At 68.4% G+C, this 15,963-nt stretch carries 15 protein-coding genes; 7 read left to right on the top strand and 8 right to left on the bottom strand.

Going from position 1 to position 15,963, the window contains the following annotated elements; genetic code table 11:
* Positions 1–7 precede the first annotated feature (7 nt).
* The 6 genes from leuB to hflK all read right to left on the bottom strand — a co-directional run bounded on the left by leuB (position 8) and on the right by hflK (position 7,697).
* Positions 8–1,045, bottom strand: coding sequence for a 3-isopropylmalate dehydrogenase (leuB, locus tag SPHME3_RS0101645; RefSeq protein WP_017977595.1), 1,038 nt, complete (start codon positions 1,043–1,045; stop codon positions 8–10).
* A 34-nt stretch (positions 1,046–1,079) separates the two neighbouring features.
* Entirely contained in the window at positions 1,080–1,811 is a 732-nt protein-coding gene (recO, locus tag SPHME3_RS0101650) for a DNA repair protein RecO (RefSeq protein ID WP_017977594.1), read from the bottom strand.
* 376 nt (positions 1,812–2,187) lie between these two features.
* The gene (locus SPHME3_RS0101655) at positions 2,188–3,837 is read right to left on the bottom strand and encodes a helicase HerA-like domain-containing protein (protein WP_017977593.1); all 1,650 of its coding nucleotides are present in this window, start codon (positions 3,835–3,837) and stop codon (positions 2,188–2,190) included.
* Between the two features lie 147 nt (positions 3,838–3,984).
* Positions 3,985–5,541, bottom strand: a complete 1,557-nt coding sequence (locus tag SPHME3_RS0101660) for a Do family serine endopeptidase (RefSeq protein ID WP_017977592.1) — start codon at positions 5,539–5,541, stop codon at positions 3,985–3,987.
* A 153-nt stretch (positions 5,542–5,694) separates the two neighbouring features.
* The gene (gene hflC / locus SPHME3_RS0101665) at positions 5,695–6,534 is read right to left on the bottom strand and encodes a protease modulator HflC (RefSeq protein ID WP_017977591.1); all 840 of its coding nucleotides are present in this window, start codon (positions 6,532–6,534) and stop codon (positions 5,695–5,697) included.
* A 32-nt stretch (positions 6,535–6,566) separates the two neighbouring features.
* Positions 6,567–7,697: an FtsH protease activity modulator HflK gene (gene hflK, locus SPHME3_RS0101670; protein ID WP_017977590.1), complete on the bottom strand. Its 1,131-nt coding sequence runs from the start codon at positions 7,695–7,697 to the stop codon at positions 6,567–6,569.
* A gap of 71 nt (positions 7,698–7,768) precedes the next feature.
* On the opposite strand from hflK, the gene SPHME3_RS0101675 reads away from it, so the two are divergent.
* The 5 genes from SPHME3_RS0101675 (at position 7,769) to SPHME3_RS0101695 (ending at position 10,565) form a co-directional block, all read left to right on the top strand.
* Positions 7,769–8,716 carry an Mrp/NBP35 family ATP-binding protein gene (locus SPHME3_RS0101675; RefSeq protein WP_017977589.1) on the top strand — a complete coding sequence of 316 codons (948 nt, stop codon included), beginning with the start codon at positions 7,769–7,771 and terminating at the stop codon, positions 8,714–8,716.
* A 205-nt stretch (positions 8,717–8,921) separates the two neighbouring features.
* Positions 8,922–9,353, top strand: coding sequence for a CoA-binding protein (locus tag SPHME3_RS0101680; RefSeq protein ID WP_017977588.1), 432 nt, complete (start codon positions 8,922–8,924; stop codon positions 9,351–9,353).
* 60 nt (positions 9,354–9,413) lie between these two features.
* Positions 9,414–9,689 (top strand): hypothetical protein, encoded by a 276-nt coding sequence (locus SPHME3_RS0101685; RefSeq protein WP_017977587.1) that lies wholly within the window; start codon positions 9,414–9,416, stop codon positions 9,687–9,689.
* A gap of 94 nt (positions 9,690–9,783) precedes the next feature.
* Entirely contained in the window at positions 9,784–10,131 is a 348-nt protein-coding gene (locus SPHME3_RS0101690) for a hypothetical protein (RefSeq protein ID WP_017977586.1), read from the top strand.
* Positions 10,128–10,565, top strand: coding sequence for a hypothetical protein (locus SPHME3_RS0101695; RefSeq protein WP_017977585.1), 438 nt, complete (start codon positions 10,128–10,130; stop codon positions 10,563–10,565). Before SPHME3_RS0101690 ends, SPHME3_RS0101695 begins: the two co-directional genes overlap by 4 nt.
* A gap of 148 nt (positions 10,566–10,713) precedes the next feature.
* On the opposite strand, the gene SPHME3_RS0101700 is transcribed toward SPHME3_RS0101695, so the two are convergent.
* Entirely contained in the window at positions 10,714–12,009 is a 1,296-nt protein-coding gene (locus SPHME3_RS0101700) for a homoserine dehydrogenase (RefSeq protein ID WP_017977584.1), read from the bottom strand.
* 138 nt (positions 12,010–12,147) lie between these two features.
* Here SPHME3_RS0101700 and SPHME3_RS0101705 point away from each other — a divergent pair, with 138 nt between their 5' ends.
* Together SPHME3_RS0101705 and SPHME3_RS20940 are read left to right on the top strand one after the other, a co-directional pair.
* Positions 12,148–14,127 carry an OPT family oligopeptide transporter gene (locus tag SPHME3_RS0101705; RefSeq protein ID WP_017977583.1) on the top strand — a complete coding sequence of 660 codons (1,980 nt, stop codon included), beginning with the start codon at positions 12,148–12,150 and terminating at the stop codon, positions 14,125–14,127.
* A gap of 145 nt (positions 14,128–14,272) precedes the next feature.
* Complete coding sequence (locus SPHME3_RS20940; RefSeq protein WP_156002590.1) at positions 14,273–14,440, top strand: hypothetical protein; 168 nt, start codon at positions 14,273–14,275, stop codon at positions 14,438–14,440.
* Positions 14,441–14,675: 235 nt separating this feature from the next.
* Here the strand turns inward: SPHME3_RS20940 and SPHME3_RS0101715 are convergent, their stop codons facing one another.
* Positions 14,676–15,956 carry a glycoside hydrolase family 130 protein gene (locus SPHME3_RS0101715; protein ID WP_017977581.1) on the bottom strand — a complete coding sequence of 427 codons (1,281 nt, stop codon included), beginning with the start codon at positions 15,954–15,956 and terminating at the stop codon, positions 14,676–14,678.
* Positions 15,957–15,963 lie beyond the last annotated feature (7 nt).

Raw genomic sequence — 15,963 nt, forward strand, 5'->3', positions numbered from 1 at the left:
GCGTCGCTTACAGCGCGGCGAGGACCGCGTCGCCCATCGCGGCGGTGCTCATCGTGCCGCCCAGGTCCGCGGTACGCGCGCCGTCGCGGATCGCCTGCGCCACCGCCGCCTCGATCCGGTCCGCCGCCGCGGGCTGGCCCAGCGAATGGCGCAGCATCATCGCCGCCGACAGGATCGCCGCGCACGGATTGGCCTTGCCCTGCCCCGCGATATCGGGCGCCGAGCCGTGGATCGGCTCGTACAGCCCCTTGCCCGCGTCATCCAGGCTGGCCGAGGGCAGCATGCCGATCGACCCTGCACACATCGACGCCTGATCCGACAGGATGTCGCCGAACAGATTGCCGGTAACGATCACGTCGAACTGCCCCGGATTGCGCACCAGCTGCATCGCGGCATTGTCGACGTACATATGGGTGAGCTGCACGTCGGGATATTCGGCCGACACCTCGATCACCACGTCGCGCCACAATTGCGAGGTTTCGAGCACGTTCGCCTTGTCGACCGAGCACAGCTGCCCACGCCGCTTCGCCGCCGCCTGAAAGCCGACATGCGCGATGCGGCGCACTTCGGTCTCGTCGTATGACATGATGTCATAGCCTTCGCGCGCGCCGTTCTTGCCCTCGCGCCGGCCCTTTTCGCCGAAATAGACGTCGCCGTTCAGCTCGCGCACGATCAGCAGGTCGATCGCCTTCGCCACCTCCGGCTTCAGCGCGCTCGCATCCTCCAACCCTTCGAACAGCGTCGCGGGCCGCAGGTTGGAAAACAGGCCCAGGTGCTTGCGCAGGCCCAGGATCGCCTGTTCGGGCCGCAGGCCGCGTTCGAGGCTGTCGCACGTCGGATCGCCGACCGCGCCGAACAGCAAAGCATCCGCGCGCCGCGCCACGTCGAGCGTCGCCTCCGGCAGCGGATGGCCCGCCTGATGATAGGCGACGCCGCCGACCAGCGCCTCTTCATAGGTGAGATCGAGGTCGAGCGCGTCGAGCACGCGGCGCGCCTGTGCGACGACTTCGGGACCGATGCCGTCACCGGCGAGGAGAGCGATCATTGCCATGGCCGCTGCCTAGCCGCGCGGGCCTTGCTCACGCAACGGCCCTTTTCAGCATGGCGACCAGCCGCGCGCGTGCCGCGAGCGGATCGGCGTGTCGGTCGGTCAGCACGTCGCGGCTGAGGAAATGGCCGGTGATCGCCAGCCCGGCAAAGATATCCGGCCACTCCGCCGCCCCGCCGGCATGCAGAAACGCCGGCAATGCAAACAATTTCTCCTCATAGCCATAGGCCGCGCCGCGCGACACCGCCCCCCCGCTACGCGGCGAGACATAGGCCAGATCCGCATCGCCGCCCGTCACCACGCACCGGCCGAGGTCCAGCCCGAACCCCAGCTCGGCGAGCAGCAGCAGCTCGTAGCGCACCAGCACGCTCGCCCAGCCACGCGCGGACGGCGCCGCCTCCACCGCATCGAGCACCGCGCCCAAACCATCGAACAGGTGCGGATAGGGCTGCGCCTCCGGCAAGGCCGCCGCCGTCAACGCGGTCACCCAGGCGAGCGCCGCCGCCGCGAGCGGCTCGCCGTGCAAAGCGGCGCGGCTTTGCAGCGGTTCGATGGTCAGCGCCGGTAATTGCTCCCCCGTCCGCGCCCGCCATTCCCCCTGGATCGCATTGGCCGGCTGCAGGATCGGCCGCATCTGCCGCGATCGACCGCCCCGGACATAGCCCGGCTGCACGCCATCGCGGCGCGTCAGCGCCCGCACCACCGCCCCATGCTCGCCATGCGCCCGAACGGCGAGGACTATGGCGGGCGTGCGCAGGTGCATGGCCGGGATATAGGCACGCGAAGAGGAGAAGTCGCGGGGCGGCGCCGAATGCGACGCTCGCCCAAAATACTCCGTCACCCCGGCCTTGAGCCGGGGTCCCGCTCCTTCAACCGGCGGAGGTAGCGGGACCCCGGATCAAGTCCGGGGTGACGAAGTGAGGCAAACCTCCCCCAACACCGCCCAGACCAAACCGACGGCCGACGACAGCCGCACCACAGCCCACGAACACCCCGTCACCCCGGACTTGGTCCGGGGTCCACTCCGCGGCAAGGGGGACGGTCAAAGGTTCAGGCCAGCCCCCCGCGGCCCGGTGGACCCCGGACCAAGTCCGGGGTGACGCGGTGGGTGGGACGACGGGCGGGAATCCGCCCCCCCGTCACCGCCGCATCAAATTCCCCAGCACGCTGCGCAGCACCGTCCCCACGAGACCACCGGACGACGACGACCGCCGCGATCCCGTGCCGAACACCTGCTTGCCGATCTCGTTGGCCACCTGCCGCCCGATCGACGAACTCGCCGCCCGCGTCGCAGAGGTCACCGCCTTCGCCCAAGGGCTGTTCGCCGCCTCACGCTCCGCCGCGCGCTGCGCCTGCGCATCGGCCTTCGCCTGCGCCGCCGCGGCCCGCGCTGCTTCCTTCGCAGCCTGCGCGTCCTGCCTGGCCTGCACCGCCGCCGCCTTTTCCGCATCGTCGGCCGCCCGTGCCGCCGCCGCGGACGCCGCCGCCTCCTGCGTCTTGGCGGCGAGGATTTCCTCGGCCGACTCGCGATCCACCGCCGTGTCGTATTTGTCGCCGATCGCGTCGGTCTGGATCATCACGCCGCGCTCCTGCGGGGTCACCGGGCCGACGCGGCTGGCGGGCGGCTTGATCAGCGTGCGCTCGACCGGCGACGGCGACCCATCGGGCTGGAGCAGCGACACCAAAGCCTCGCCGACTTTCAACTCGGTGATCGCGGTCGCCACGTCGACGCCGGGATTGGCGCGGAACGTCTCGGCGGCACTGCGCACCGCCGCCTGGTCACGCGGCGTGAAGGCGCGCAACGCATGCTGCACGCGATTGCCCAGCTGCCCCGCCACCGTATCGGGAACGTCGATCGGGTTCTGCGTGATGAAATAGATGCCGACGCCCTTCGAGCGGATCAGCCGCACGACCTGTTCGATCTTGTCGAGCAACGCTTTCGGCGCATCGTCGAACAGCAGATGCGCCTCGTCGAAGAAGAAGACGAGCTTGGGCTTATCGGGGTCGCCCACCTCGGGCAGATGCTCGAACAGCTCGCTCATCAGCCACAGCAGGAAGGTGCTGTAGAGCTTCGGCGCCGCCATCAATTTGTCGGCGGCGAGTATGTTGACGATGCCCCGCCCCTTGTCGTCGGTGCGGAGGAAATCGTCCATCTCCAGCGCCGGCTCGCCGAAGAAATGCTCGCCCCCCTGCGTGCGCAGCTGGAGCAGCGATCGCTGGATCGCGCCGATCGATTGCTTGGACACATTGCCGTAGGTCGTCGTCAGCTCGTCCGCCCGCTCCGCGCAATGCGCCAGCATCGCCTGCAAATCGTCGAGGTCGAGCAGCAGCAGCCCTTCCTTGTCGGCGACGTGGAAGGCGATCGTCATCACGCCCTCCTGCACCTCGTTGAGGTCGAGCAGCCGGCTGAGCAATAGCGGCCCCATCTCGCTGACGGTGGTGCGGATCGGATGGCCCTGTTCGCCGTATAGATCCCAGAATTGCACGGGCGTGTCGGCATAGGCCCAGTCGCTTTCGCCGATCTCCGCGGCGCGCGCGGCGAAGGCGGCGTGCGTCTTGGCGGTCGGCGATCCCGCCATGGCGAGGCCGGACAGGTCGCCCTTCACGTCCGCGACGAAGCTCGGCACGCCGATCGTGCTGAACCCCTCGATGATCCCCTGCACCGTCACCGTCTTGCCGGTGCCGGTCGCCCCCGCGATCAGCCCGTGGCGGTTGGCTCGGCGGAGGTCGAGCATCTGCGGCTTACCGCCCTCGCCTTCGCCGGCCCCGATGAAGATCCCGTCCGCCATGCCTCGCGCTCCTGCTTGTTCCCGGCGGCAGACGTAGCGCGGCGGGCGGCCAAAGGAAAAGGGCCGCCGCCCTGAAAGAGCAGCGACCCTTTTCCCGTCACCCCAGGCTTGACCCGCGGTGACGGCGTAATGTCGTACCGGACGCGATCACTTCACCTTGAGCGGGATGAAGCCCGGCGCGCCGCGGCCACGCTGCACCAGCAGCAGTACCTGCGGACGGCCCGCCGCCTTCGCCTGGGCGACGATCCGCGCGACATCCGCCGCGGTGCGCACCGGGTTGCCATTGATGCCCTGGATGACATCGCCGCGCTTCAGCTTGCCGGCGGCGTCGCTGCTTGCGTCGACCGTCGCGATGACGACGCCCTGCACCGTCGGATCGACGCCGATCGCGCGCGCGATACCCGGCGTCAGCGGCTGGACGTTCAGGCCGAGCGGGGCCGTTGTTCCTTGCGTCGTGCCGTCATCCGACCCGTCGTCGTCTCCCTGACCACCGTTCGGCCCGAAGCCGCCCGAATCCTCGCCGCCGTTGGCGCGCGCCTGCAACTGCTCGTTCGACGGACGCGTCGCGACGGCGATGTTGATCGTCATCGGCTTGCCGCCGCGCAGGATATCGAAGCGCGCGGTCGTGCCCGGCTGCAGGTTCGACACGAGATAGGTCAGCGTCTGGTTCGGATTGACGTCCTGGCCGTTGATCCGCGTCACCACGTCGCCCGAGCGCAGGCCCGCCTTCGCCGACGGCCCCGTCGGCTCGACCCCGGCGATCAGCTCGCCCTGGCCCTTGGGAATGCCGAGTGCCGCCGCCGCATCGTCGTCCACCGCGCCGCCGATCGTCACGCCGATATAGCCGCGTGTGATCTTGCCGCCCTTCATGAACGTTTCGATGATCGGCTTGGCGGTCGCCGCGGGGATCGCGAAGCCGATGCCGATGTTGCCGCCCGATTGGCTGAAGATCTGCGAATTGACGCCGATCACATTGCCGTTGAGGTCAAACATCGGGCCGCCCGAATTGCCCTGGTTGATCGAGGCGTCGGTCTGGATGAAGCGGTCGTATGCACCGCCCTGTCCGGTGACGCGGTTGATCGCCGAGATGATACCCGCGGTCACCGTGCCGCCCAGGCCGAAGGGCTCGCCGATCGCCAGCACCCAGTCGCCGACCCGCGCCTTGCTGCTGTCGCCCCACTTCACATAGGGCAGGTTGGTCGCGTCGATCTTGAGCAGCGCCAGGTCCGAATCCTGGTCCTTGCCGATGACCTTGGCGGTATATTCCTTGTTGTTGTTCAGCGTGACGGTGATCGAATTGACCGTCGCGCCCTGCGCGCCCGGCGCGATGACGTGGTTGTTGGTCACGACATAGCCGTCTGGCGAGATCAGGAAGCCCGAGCCCAACGACGCGCCCTCGCGCTTCACCGGCGCACCCTGTCCGCCCATGCCCATGCCGCCGAACAGGTCGCCGAAGGGCGTGCCCGAGAACGGGTTCGCCTGCTGACGCTGCACGATCGTCTGCTTGGTCGAGATGTTTACGACCGCCGGCTGCAGCTTGGCGACCATGTCGGCAAAGCTCATCGGCGCGCCCGAGCGCGGCACGCTCGCCTGGATGGCACCCGGTTCGTTCTGGGCCTGCTGGGCGACGCTCGGCTGCAGCGCGAGCGTGGCGGTCGCACCGCCAAGGAGAAGCGCACTGGTGATGGCGTAGGCGTAGCGCACTAGGGGGAAATCCTCTTCTTAAATGGCGTCCCGGAGCGGGGCCGTACTGGCCCCGAACGCCTGAACGCCGCTTGAATGTTCACGGCCCCGAAAGCTGGGAATGATCAGCTGGGGAGCGGGGCGCCGACAATCAACGCCCCACTGGCCTCCCCGTTACCGACCACGCCCTTCGAACTCGCGCAAGTAACTGTTGTTCGGCGACAGGATGATGTTCGTCGACCCGCTGGGCGCCGGGCCGCCATCTGCCCCGAACGTGTGACGATACGACTGCATGGCGCGGTAGAAGTCGTAGAAGTCAGCGTCCTTGGTGAAGCTTTCGGCATAGATGCGCGCGGCCTGCGCATCGGCTTCGCCGCGGATGATCTGCGCGTCCTTCTGCCCCTGCGCGCGGATCGTGATCGCCTGCTGCTGGCGCGCCGTCGCCATCCGCGCGAGCGCACGGTCGAGCGGGCTGCCATCGGGCAGGTCGGCATGCTTGATCCGCACGTCGACGATCTGCACGCCATATTGGCTGGCAAGCCGCTGCAGGCGCGCCTGGATATTGTCCATCACCTGATCGCGCTCGGGGCTGAGCAATGTCGCGAACGGCTGGTTGCCGAGCTCGTTGCGGATCGAGCTGCCGAGCAGCGGCCGCAGCGCATCGGTGATCGCGCTTTCGGTCTGCGACGTACTGCCGGTCGCGTTCACCGCCTTCAGCGGGTTGATGATGCGGAAGCGCGCATAGGCATCGACCTCGAGCCGCAGCTGATCGGACGAGAGCACCTGCTGATTGTCGTAATCGACGTCCAGCACGCGCTTGTTCAGCCATACCAGCCGGTCGACGAACGGAATGCGCAGGATCGGGCCCGCGCCCGTCCGCCCGAACTGTTCGTTCGGCTTCCACGCATTCACCGTGCGCACCGGCTGTTCGAAGCGCAGGATCACCACCTGCTGCGTCTCGGGCACGATCACGATCGTCGCGGCGAGCAGGATGACGAGGATCAGCGCCGCCATACCGAGCGCGATCGGGTGCCGCCAGAGCCCCTTCACTGGCCGCCTCCCGTCGTGGTGACGGGCTGGGTCGGCGTCACCGCCGCCGGTGCCGCAGGTACGCTGTCAGGCAGGCGGCGCGCGCCCTGCGACTGCAGATAGGGCACGACGTTCGACGGCTCGACGATCGTCTTGTCGGACTTGGCCAGCACGGCCTCCATGGTCTCGTAATACATGCGGCGGCGGGTGACGGCGGGGGCGAGCTTATATTGCTCGTACACCTTGTCGAACTGCGACGCCTCGCCCTCGGCGCGCGCGATCACCTGCTTGGCATAGGATTGCGCCTGGTTGCGCACGCCCTGCGCGTCCTGCTGCGCGGCGGTCACGTCCTTGAACGCATCGTTGACGCGCGCGGGCGGATCGGCCTGCTTGATGCCGACGCCGACGACGACGATGCCCGACTTGTAATCGTCCAGCACCTTCTGCATCCGCTCCTGCGCCTGGTTCTCCATCTGCGCGCGGCCCGGCCCGAGCGCCGCGTCGAGCGTCTGGTTGGCGACCACTTCGCGCATCACGCTTTCCGCCGTCGCGCGCACCGTCTCGCGCGGCTTGTCGATCTGGAACACGTAATCCTGCGGATTCGCGATCTTCCACCGCACCGCATAGGCGAGGTCGATGATGTTCTGATCGCGCGTCAGCATCAGATTTTCCGAGCCGGTCTCGGGGAAATTCTCGATGCGGATATTCTGCACGTCCACCTTCACCACGCGCGCGATCGGCGCGGGCATCGTCATCGCGATGCCGGGATCCAGAGTCCCCGAATAGCGGCCAAGGTACGTCACCACGCCGCGTTCCTGCGGCGCGATCGGGTGGATCGAGGTGTAGAGAATCCAGACGAGCAGGATGATTCCCGCCCCGATCAGCCACAGCGCCCGCGGATTGGGCGACACGGGCAGGCCGCCGAAGCCGCCGCCTCCGCCATTGCCGCCGCCGCCACCGCCGCGCGCCTTCTTCAGAAATTCGTCGAGCGCCGTCGGCTTGTTGGCGGGCTTGCGACCGCCAGGCGGCAGCGCCCAGGGGTTGCGCGGGCCACCGCCCTGATCGTCATCGCCCGATCCCCACGGGCTCTTCGGCGGTTCGGCGGCGAGAATGGGAGGGCGATTGGTGTTGCCCGGCAGGATCGTCATGCCCTCTGTTATAGGAGGGTGTTTGCGGAAAAACAGTGCCAAGCCGCAGCCGGGCCCCTATCTGCGCGCCCATGACACAAGACGTTACGATCGCCGCCGTCCGCGCCGCCGCCGGCAGCCGCGCCACCTTGCGCTTCGAAGGCGACCGCGCTGGCATCGTCCTCGACGCGACCGGCCTGTCGGCGAGCGCGCGCGCGGCGCTGGAGGCGGAGGTCCGCGCCGCCGCCGAACGCAGCTGGGCTGGCGAGGTCCGCCTCGTCGTCACCGCCGAGCGCGTGGCGCGCCGGTTGATCGCAGTGGCGAGCGGCAAGGGCGGCGTCGGCAAGTCAACGCTCGCCGCCAATCTCGCCATCGCCCTGAAGCAGAGCGGCCGCCGCGTCGGGTTGGTCGACGCCGACATCTACGGCCCCTCGCAACCGCGGCTGATGGCCGCCGAGGGCAAGCGGCCGACCGCGAAGGACAAGGTGCTCGATCCCGTCCCCACCCCCTATGGCGTGCCGATGCTGTCCATGGGGCAGTTGGTCGAGGACGGCCGCGCACTCGCCTGGCGCGGGCCGATGGTCGCGGGCGCGCTGACCCAATTGGTCGAGGCGGACTGGGGCGCCACCGACACGCTCGTACTCGACCTGCCGCCCGGCACCGGCGACGTGCAGCTGACGATGGTGCAGAAGCACAAGCCGGCGGGCGCGGTGATCGTCTCGACCCCGCAGGACCTCGCGCTGATCGACGCTACCCGCGCGATCGACCTGTTCGACAAGGCCGGCGTGCCGGTGATCGGCCTCGTCGAAAATATGGCGGGCTATGCCTGCCCGCATTGCGGCGAAATCTCCGACCCCTTCGGCCAGGGCGGCGCCGAAGCCACCGCCCAGCGCCTCGGCCTGCCCTTCCTCGGCCGCGTGCCGCTGGCGATCGACATCCGCACCGCCTCCGACGCCGGCCGCCCGCCGGCCGCGGACCCGAACGACACGATCTTCGCCCCCATCGCCGCCCGCGTCGCGGAGTGGCTCGCCACCCACTAACGCCCCCGCCCGCGTCACCACCACACCCGTCACCCCGGCCTCGAGTCGGGGTCCCGCTTCTTCTTCGAACCTCGCCGATCAGCGGGACCCCGGATCACGTCCGGGGTGACGAGAAGAAAGCTGCGGAACGCCAACACCTCGGCCCCACCCGCGGAACCACCGCCCCCGGCAACGGTATAGCTCCCAACCAGCCGGAGACGCACCGATGCCCCTCACCGACGATGCCGCGATCAAGACGCTGCTCGAAACCGCCCGCACCATCGCGCTGGTCGGTGCGTCCGATCGGCCCAATCGCCCGTCGTACCGCGTCATGGCGACGCTCCAGACCCACGGCTATCGCGTGATCCCGGTCAATCCGCAGATCACCGGCGAGCACCTGCACGGCGAATTCGTCTTCCGCGACCTCGACCAATTGGGCGATCCGATCGACATCGTCGATATCTTCCGCCGCTCCGACGCGGTCGGCCCAATCGTCGATCAGGCGATCGCGATCGGCGCCAAGGCGGTGTGGATGCAATTGGGCGCGATCGACGAGGCCGCCGCCGCCCGTGCCGAGGCCGCCGGATTGCAGGTCGTGATGGACCGCTGCCCCGCGAACGAAATCCCCCGCCTGCAGGTCGCCCCGGTTAGCGCTTGATCGTCGCGCCGTTTCGGCCAACATTCGTTCCCACCAAAGCCGTTCGGGAGTGCCCGTCCCATGTTCGCGCTGCTGTTGCTGATCCCGTCCGCCGCCAACGACACCGTCGCGGGGTTCAAGCTGACGCCCTCCAAACCGACGCTCGGCTGCATCAGCGGCGCCTGCACCCCGCCGCCGCGGCAGGAGGATTATCGCGTTCCCTACGAACCCGATCCGCTTGCCCGCAATTCGAAGGACCGCGCCTTCGCCAATGACGGTACGAAATGTCAGGTTGTCGGCGACAAATTCTGCACCAGCCGCGGCCGCACGATCTTCAAGACCGACTTCGACGACTGACCGCGGACGATTGCTCGGGGACGACCGATCGGAGACGATTGACCGAACGCGATCGACCCGCGACGATAGGCCCTGCCCGCATGAGGGGGGATGCATGATCTGGATGATGCTGCTGGCCGTACAGGCGGGAGACGATGCCCAGGAGCTGATCGGGCGATCGCGCGACGTGATCGCCGGCGAACGCTGCATCGCCGATCCCAACACGACCGACATCACCGTCTGCGGGCGCCGCCGCGCCGACCGCTTCCGAGTCCCCTTCATCGTCCATGATGCCGGCGATCCGCGCTACGAAGCGGTCGCCGTCGAACGCGACCGCCTGCTCCACCGCACCAATCCGGTCGAGGAACTCTCGCCCTTCAAGGTCGGCGGCGGCATGGCCGGCGTCACGATGAGCAGTCGCAACGGCCTGACCGGCACCACCGACCGGCCTCTGGCGCCATGATCCTGCTCGCCTTCGCCCTGCAGGCTGCCGCTGCGACGCAGCCGGCCACCGCCTCACAGCCGGCCGCCACGCCGCAGCGATTCTCGATCCTCGCCAAGCAATGCGGCCAGCCCGACGACAAGGGCACGATCGTCGTTTGCGGCAATGGCGACACCGGCAATCGCCTGCCCCTGCCCGACGAGCGCGACCCCGTCCCCGGCCGCGGCGCCAACCCCGAACTGTCGAGCGTCCGCGCGCTGGAATTGCAGGGAACGCCCTGCGCGGCACGCCAGGGCGGCTGTACGGTGGGCTTCGGCCCGCCGATCGTGCCGATGGCGATCGCCGCGGCGAAAGCACTCAAATCCGCCTTCGCCAAGAAACCCGACAAACGCGGCCGCATCGCCATCCCGCTCGACGACCCGCCGCCCACGGGCACGGTGACGGTCAAGCCGTAGGCGGCACGTCCTCCCATTCGCCGGGATGACGAAAATGGCGGGAGCAACACGCGCCAACGATAAGCCGTGGGACACTACCCCAAACGATAACCCCCGACCGTTTCGGTTCAGGTGTTCCTGTCGTCCATCTTCCTCGAAACGGCGGATGTCACCCCAGGATCGGCATCCACAAAGGCTGGCCTGCAAGGCTCTGCGAGCCGCGCAGCTTCTCCAGCGCATGCGCGACGCTGCGTTCCGGCCCTTCGTGCGTCACGATCGCGACGATGACGCTGCCGTCGGCGGCGACGCCGCGCTGGATCAGGCTTTCGATCGACACGCCGGCATCGCGCATCGCCGCGGCGATCTCGGCAAGCACGCCCACCTTGTCCTCGACGGTGAAGCGCAGATAGGCCCGCGCGCGCCGCTCGCCGCTGTCCGCCTTGGACTCTGCGGTCAGCGAGGCGGCGGGCATCGCATAGGGCGGGCCGAACTCGCCGCGCGCGATGTCGATCAGGTCGGCGACCACGGCGCTCGCGGTCGGCCCCTCGCCCGCACCGGCGCCCTGGAAGAACAGCCGGCCGACGAAATTGCCCTCCGCCACCACCGCATTGAGCGACCCGGTGACATGGGCGAGCGGATGGTCGATCGGCACCAGATGCGGGTGGACGCGCTGGAACAGCCCGTTCGCGCCGGATTCGGCGACGCCGACCAGCCGCACCTTATACCCCAGCGCCGCCGCCTCCGCGATGTCCGCCGCGATAACGTGGCGCACGCCCGTCGCCGCCACGTCCGCGAACGCCGGCCGCGTGCCGAAGGCGATGCTCGCCAGGATCGACAATTTGTGCGCGGCGTCGATGCCGTCGATATCGAAGCTCGGGTCTGCCTCGGCATAGCCCAGCGCCTGCGCCTCGGCGAGCACCTCGGCGAAATCGCGGCCCTCGGCTTCCATCTTGGACAGGATGAAATTGCAGGTGCCGTTGAGGATGCCGTACACCCGGCCGATCGCATTGGCCGCGGCGCCTTCGCGCAAGCCCTTGATCACTGGGATGCCGCCCGCGACCGCCGCCTCGAACTTCAGCGGCACGCCCGCCGCCTCGGCCGCGCTGGCCAGTTCCAGGCCATGGTGCGCCAGCATCGCCTTGTTGGCTGTGACGAAGCCCTTGCCCGCCGCCAGCGTCGAGCGGGCGAGCGTCAGCGCCGGGCCGTCGGAGCCGCCGATCAGTTCCACCACCACATCCGCCTGCGGGTGCGACGCCAGCTCGCGCGTGTCGTCCACCCAGTCGAAACGGGTCAGGTCGATCCCACGGTCCTTGCTACGATCGCGGGCGGACACCGCCACCACCTCGATCCCGCGGCCCGCGCGGCGGGTGATGAGGTCACGGTTCGCATCGAGCAGGCGGATGACGCCGCCGCCGACCGTACCGAGACCGGACAAGGCGACGCGCAAGGGTGTGTTCGTGGTCATGGCCGCCGCCTAGCGGAAAGCAGCGTCCGCTGTCGAGATAGCGCAAGCTTATGTCGCGCGGACGCCCACCATTGCCGATCCGCCATGCGACGTGCAGAACCACGCGACACCTCCCCTTGCCGACGAGTGCCCCGATCCATGGCCACCGCCCCCTCTTCCCGGTCCGACCGCACGACGCCCGTCGCCGAACTCACCGTTCGCGGCATCCTGCTCGGCGGGCTCATCACGCTGCTGTTCACCGCGGCGAACGTGTATCTCGGGCTGAAGGTCGGCCTTACCTTCGCAACGTCGATCCCGGCCGCGGTCATTTCGATGGCGATCCTGCGCTATCTGCCGGGCGCGACGATCCTCGAAAACAACATCGTACAGACGGTCGCGTCGGCGGCGGGCACGTTGGCGGCGATCATTTTCGTGCTCCCCGGCCTCGTCATGATCGGCTGGTGGCAGGGCTTCCCCTATCTGCTCACTGCCGGGATCACGATGACCGGCGGCATCCTCGGCGTCATGTTCTCGGTGCCGCTGCGCCGCGCGCTCGTGGTCGATACCGACCTGCCCTATCCCGAAGGCCGCGCCGCCGCCGAGGTGCTGATGGTCGGCGCCGGCAGCCGCGCGGGCGAAGCGGAAAGCGGCAAGGGCCTCAAGCTCATTGTCGTCAACGCGATCGTCTCGGCCGGCTTCGCACTGCTCACGCAGACGAAACTGGTCGTTGCAGAGGCGGCACAATTCTTCCGCGTCGGCAGCGGCGCGACCGCGATCTCGGGCGGACTTTCGTTCGCGCTGATCGGTGCCGGGCATCTCGTCGGCCTGTCGGTCGGCCTCGCGATGTTCGCCGGCGTCGTCATCGGCTGGTGGGTCGCCCTGCCGATCCTCACCGGCCTGTCGCCTGCCGCGGCCGGCGTCGGCCTGGAGGCTTGGGTCGGCGGCGTATTCCGCACCGACGTGCGCTTCCTGGGCGCAGGCGTCATCGGCGTCGCGGCGATCTGGACGTTGCTCAAGATCATCGGGCCGGTGATCGCGGGAATCCGCTCGTCGATCGCGGCCAGCGCAGCCAAGCGCAGCGGCGCGACGCTGGCGCTGGGCGAGCGCGATCTGCCGATCGGCATCGTCGGGATCGTCAGCCTCGCGACTTTGGTGCCGATCGCGGGGCTGCTCTGGTCGGTGATCGCAGGGGGGCCGCTGGCGGGATCGGCGGTCGTGCTGATCGCCGGCGCCTTGGTGTTCGTACTCGTCCTCGGCCTCGTGATCGCGGCGGTGTGCGGCTATATGGCGGGTCTGATCGGCGCGTCGAACAGCCCGGTGTCGGGGATCGGCATCCTCTCCGTCCTCGCCGCCTCGCTGATGCTGGTCGGGCTGTTCGGGCGCGGCGCCGGGGCGGACACGACGCAGGCGCTCGTCGCCTATGCCCTGATCGTCACCGGCATCGTCTTCGGCGTCGCGACCATCTCCAACGACAACCTCCAAGACCTCAAGACCGGCCAACTGGTCGGCGCAACGCCCTGGAAGCAGCAGGTCGCGCTGATCTTCGGCGTCATCTTCGGCAGCCTCGTCGTGCCGCCCGTGCTCGAACTGCTCGCCACGACGCTGGGGTTCCAGGGCGCGCCGGGCGCCGGCCCCAACGCGCTTGCCGCCCCGCAGGCAGCGCTGATCTCCGCGCTGGCGAAGGGCGTCCTCGGCGGCAACCTCAATTGGGCGATGATCGGTTACGGTGCCCTCATCGGCGTCGGCGTGATCGCCCTCGACGAAGCGCTGGGCCGCACCGGCAAGCTCCGCCTGCCGCCGCTCGGCGTGGGCCTCGGCGTCTATCTGCCGATGGCGGTGACGCTGCCGGTCGTGCTCGGCGCGGTGATCGGCGCATTGTACGACCGCTGGGCGGACCGCACGCCCGACGTCGAATTCGCCAAGCGCATGGGCGTGCTTACCGCGACCGGCATGATCGTCGGTGAAAGCCTGTGGGGCGTCGCCTTCGCCGTCATCGTCTATGTCACCGGGTCCGACGCCCCACTGGCGGTCGCGCCGGCGGGGTTCGACACGATCGCACTGATCGGCGGCACGATCGCCTTCCTGGCGCTGGTCGCTGGCCTCTATCGCCTGACGCGCCGGTCGGTGACGCAGCCCTGATCCCAAAAAGCGACGAACCGTTCGTCGCGCCGGGAACCCTTACCGATGCACGCCGTTATCCCCTCAGAACCCGGTGATCGCCCAGCCATCCCCCCCCCCGGCCGGCGATCGCCGGGTTTGCCGTATGCGTCATTTGGGGTCAGTCGTGACATCGTCAGCACAGCAGCATCGCGATCGGTTCAGCACCGTTGGCCGTACGCTGCGTCGTAGCATGCCCGTGCCGACCGACACGTTCATCACCGATGACATTCCGTTGCTGCTGACCAAATTGTCGCAGATCCCCGCCACGCGCGACTCCCGCGACGCGCGCTAGAGCGTGATGACATGGCGTTGATCCCCCTTCTCCGTTCGCCCTGAGCCTGTCGAAGGGCGGGGTCTCACAAGCGGGGTCGGCACTTGCGGGCACCTGTGCTTCGGCAAGCTCAGCACGAACGGTTCTAGGTCATTGGCATCCGGCTCTAAGGCGATGACGGCGCACCGCCGCCACGCTCAAGGCTCTATCCAAGCCTGCGCCGGGACGACGGTGACAGTGCTGAAACTCGCCCCCCTCACACCATCGCGGCGAGCAGGTCCTTGATCGCCACGAAGGCAAAGCCCACCGAACTGTCGGCGATGCCATAAGGCAGGAACAGCGTGTCGCCGTGGCGGATCGCGCCGCAGCTGTAGACGACGTTCGGGACATAGCCCTCGCGATCCTGATCCTTCGCCGCGAGAATGGGTTCGCGCGTGCGGCCCAGCACCTTCGACGGATCGGTCTTGTCGAGCAGCGCCGCGCCGATCGAATATTTGCGCATCGCGCCGACGCCATGGGTCAGCAGCAGCCAGCCTTCGTCCAGCTCGATGGGCGGACCGCAATTGCCGATCTGCACCAGCTCCCACGGAAAGACGGGGGTCAGGATCTTCTCGCCCTCGTCCCAATGCTCCAGGCTGTCCGACTTCAGCAGGAACAGATTCTCGCCGTCCTGTCGGCCGATCATCATATACTGGTCGCCGACCTTACGCGGGAACAGGCCCATGCCCTTGTTCCGCGCCGCGGAACCGGACATCGGCACGAGGTCGAAGCTGCGGAAATCGCGCGTGCGCATCAGTTCCGACTGGATCACCGACCCGTTATAGGCGGTGTAGGTGCCGATCCATTCGAAGCTGCCGTCATCATGCTGGAAGTGGCTGATGCGCAGATCTTCCAGCCCCTTGGACTGCGCCTGAGTGATCGGGAAGATCACCGTGCCCGACAGCGTCGAATCGCGATGGCGCCAGACCGTGACCGGCCCCGCCGGCATCTCTTCCTCGCCGCCGATCACGTCGGTGGCGGTGGCAAAGGGCGGCTCCGGCGCCAGTTCCAGTTCGTGGCCGTTCGAAATGATGCCTTCACGGAACGCGACCGAGGAGATGTGCCCCTCACCGACCGAGCGCAAGCTCATCAGGATGCGCATCGATCCTTCGGGCATGCCCGACTGATCGAAATGCGGCACCGCGCTGGGGTTCATCAGCGCCGCGGCGGCATAGCTGTATTCGTGGCAGAAATAGGCGCCGATCAGCTGGCGCTTTTCGTCGCTGATCTCGGTGCCATCAAGGCCGAGCAGCTCTTCGATCTCGTCGTAGCGCGTCATGAAGACACGCCGGGTCTGCCAGTGGCGCGCCTCGAAATCCTTCAGCACAGCCTCGAGCTGATCGCGCGCCTCTTCGGTCGACATGGCAAGCACTTCGCCGACGAGCCGTTCGGTCCGGTTGGGGGCGCCGCCCTTGCCGCCCCACGCGATGTGGAACGGGCGGACGACGACGCGGGACGGATCGGCATGCAGCCGCAACCCGTGATTGAACAAATCCATCGCGCTT

This window comes from Sphingomonas melonis DAPP-PG 224, from assembly GCF_000379045.1.
Lineage (GTDB): Bacteria > Pseudomonadota > Alphaproteobacteria > Sphingomonadales > Sphingomonadaceae > Sphingomonas > Sphingomonas aquatilis.

Excerpts from the sequence above, each read along its gene's own strand:
- SPHME3_RS0101680 (WP_017977588.1), top strand. The coding sequence starts at position 8,922 with ATGCCCCTCACCGACGATGCCGCGATCAAGACGCTGCTCGAAACCGCC.
- hflC (WP_017977591.1), bottom strand. The coding sequence starts at position 6,534 with ATGGCGGCGCTGATCCTCGTCATCCTGCTCGCCGCGACGATCGTGATC.
- SPHME3_RS0101695 (WP_017977585.1), top strand. The coding sequence starts at position 10,128 with ATGATCCTGCTCGCCTTCGCCCTGCAGGCTGCCGCTGCGACGCAGCCG.
- SPHME3_RS0101675 (WP_017977589.1), top strand. The coding sequence starts at position 7,769 with ATGACACAAGACGTTACGATCGCCGCCGTCCGCGCCGCCGCCGGCAGC.
- hflK (WP_017977590.1), bottom strand. The coding sequence starts at position 7,697 with ATGACGATCCTGCCGGGCAACACCAATCGCCCTCCCATTCTCGCCGCC.
- SPHME3_RS0101700 (WP_017977584.1), bottom strand. The coding sequence starts at position 12,009 with ATGACCACGAACACACCCTTGCGCGTCGCCTTGTCCGGTCTCGGTACG.
- recO (WP_017977594.1), bottom strand. The coding sequence starts at position 1,811 with ATGCACCTGCGCACGCCCGCCATAGTCCTCGCCGTTCGGGCGCATGGC.
- SPHME3_RS0101705 (WP_017977583.1), top strand. The coding sequence starts at position 12,148 with ATGGCCACCGCCCCCTCTTCCCGGTCCGACCGCACGACGCCCGTCGCC.
- SPHME3_RS0101685 (WP_017977587.1), top strand. The coding sequence starts at position 9,414 with ATGTTCGCGCTGCTGTTGCTGATCCCGTCCGCCGCCAACGACACCGTC.
- leuB (WP_017977595.1), bottom strand. The coding sequence starts at position 1,045 with ATGATCGCTCTCCTCGCCGGTGACGGCATCGGTCCCGAAGTCGTCGCA.
- SPHME3_RS0101715 (WP_017977581.1), bottom strand. The coding sequence starts at position 15,956 with ATGGATTTGTTCAATCACGGGTTGCGGCTGCATGCCGATCCGTCCCGC.
- SPHME3_RS0101655 (WP_017977593.1), bottom strand. The coding sequence starts at position 3,837 with ATGGCGGACGGGATCTTCATCGGGGCCGGCGAAGGCGAGGGCGGTAAG.
- SPHME3_RS0101690 (WP_017977586.1), top strand. The coding sequence starts at position 9,784 with ATGATCTGGATGATGCTGCTGGCCGTACAGGCGGGAGACGATGCCCAG.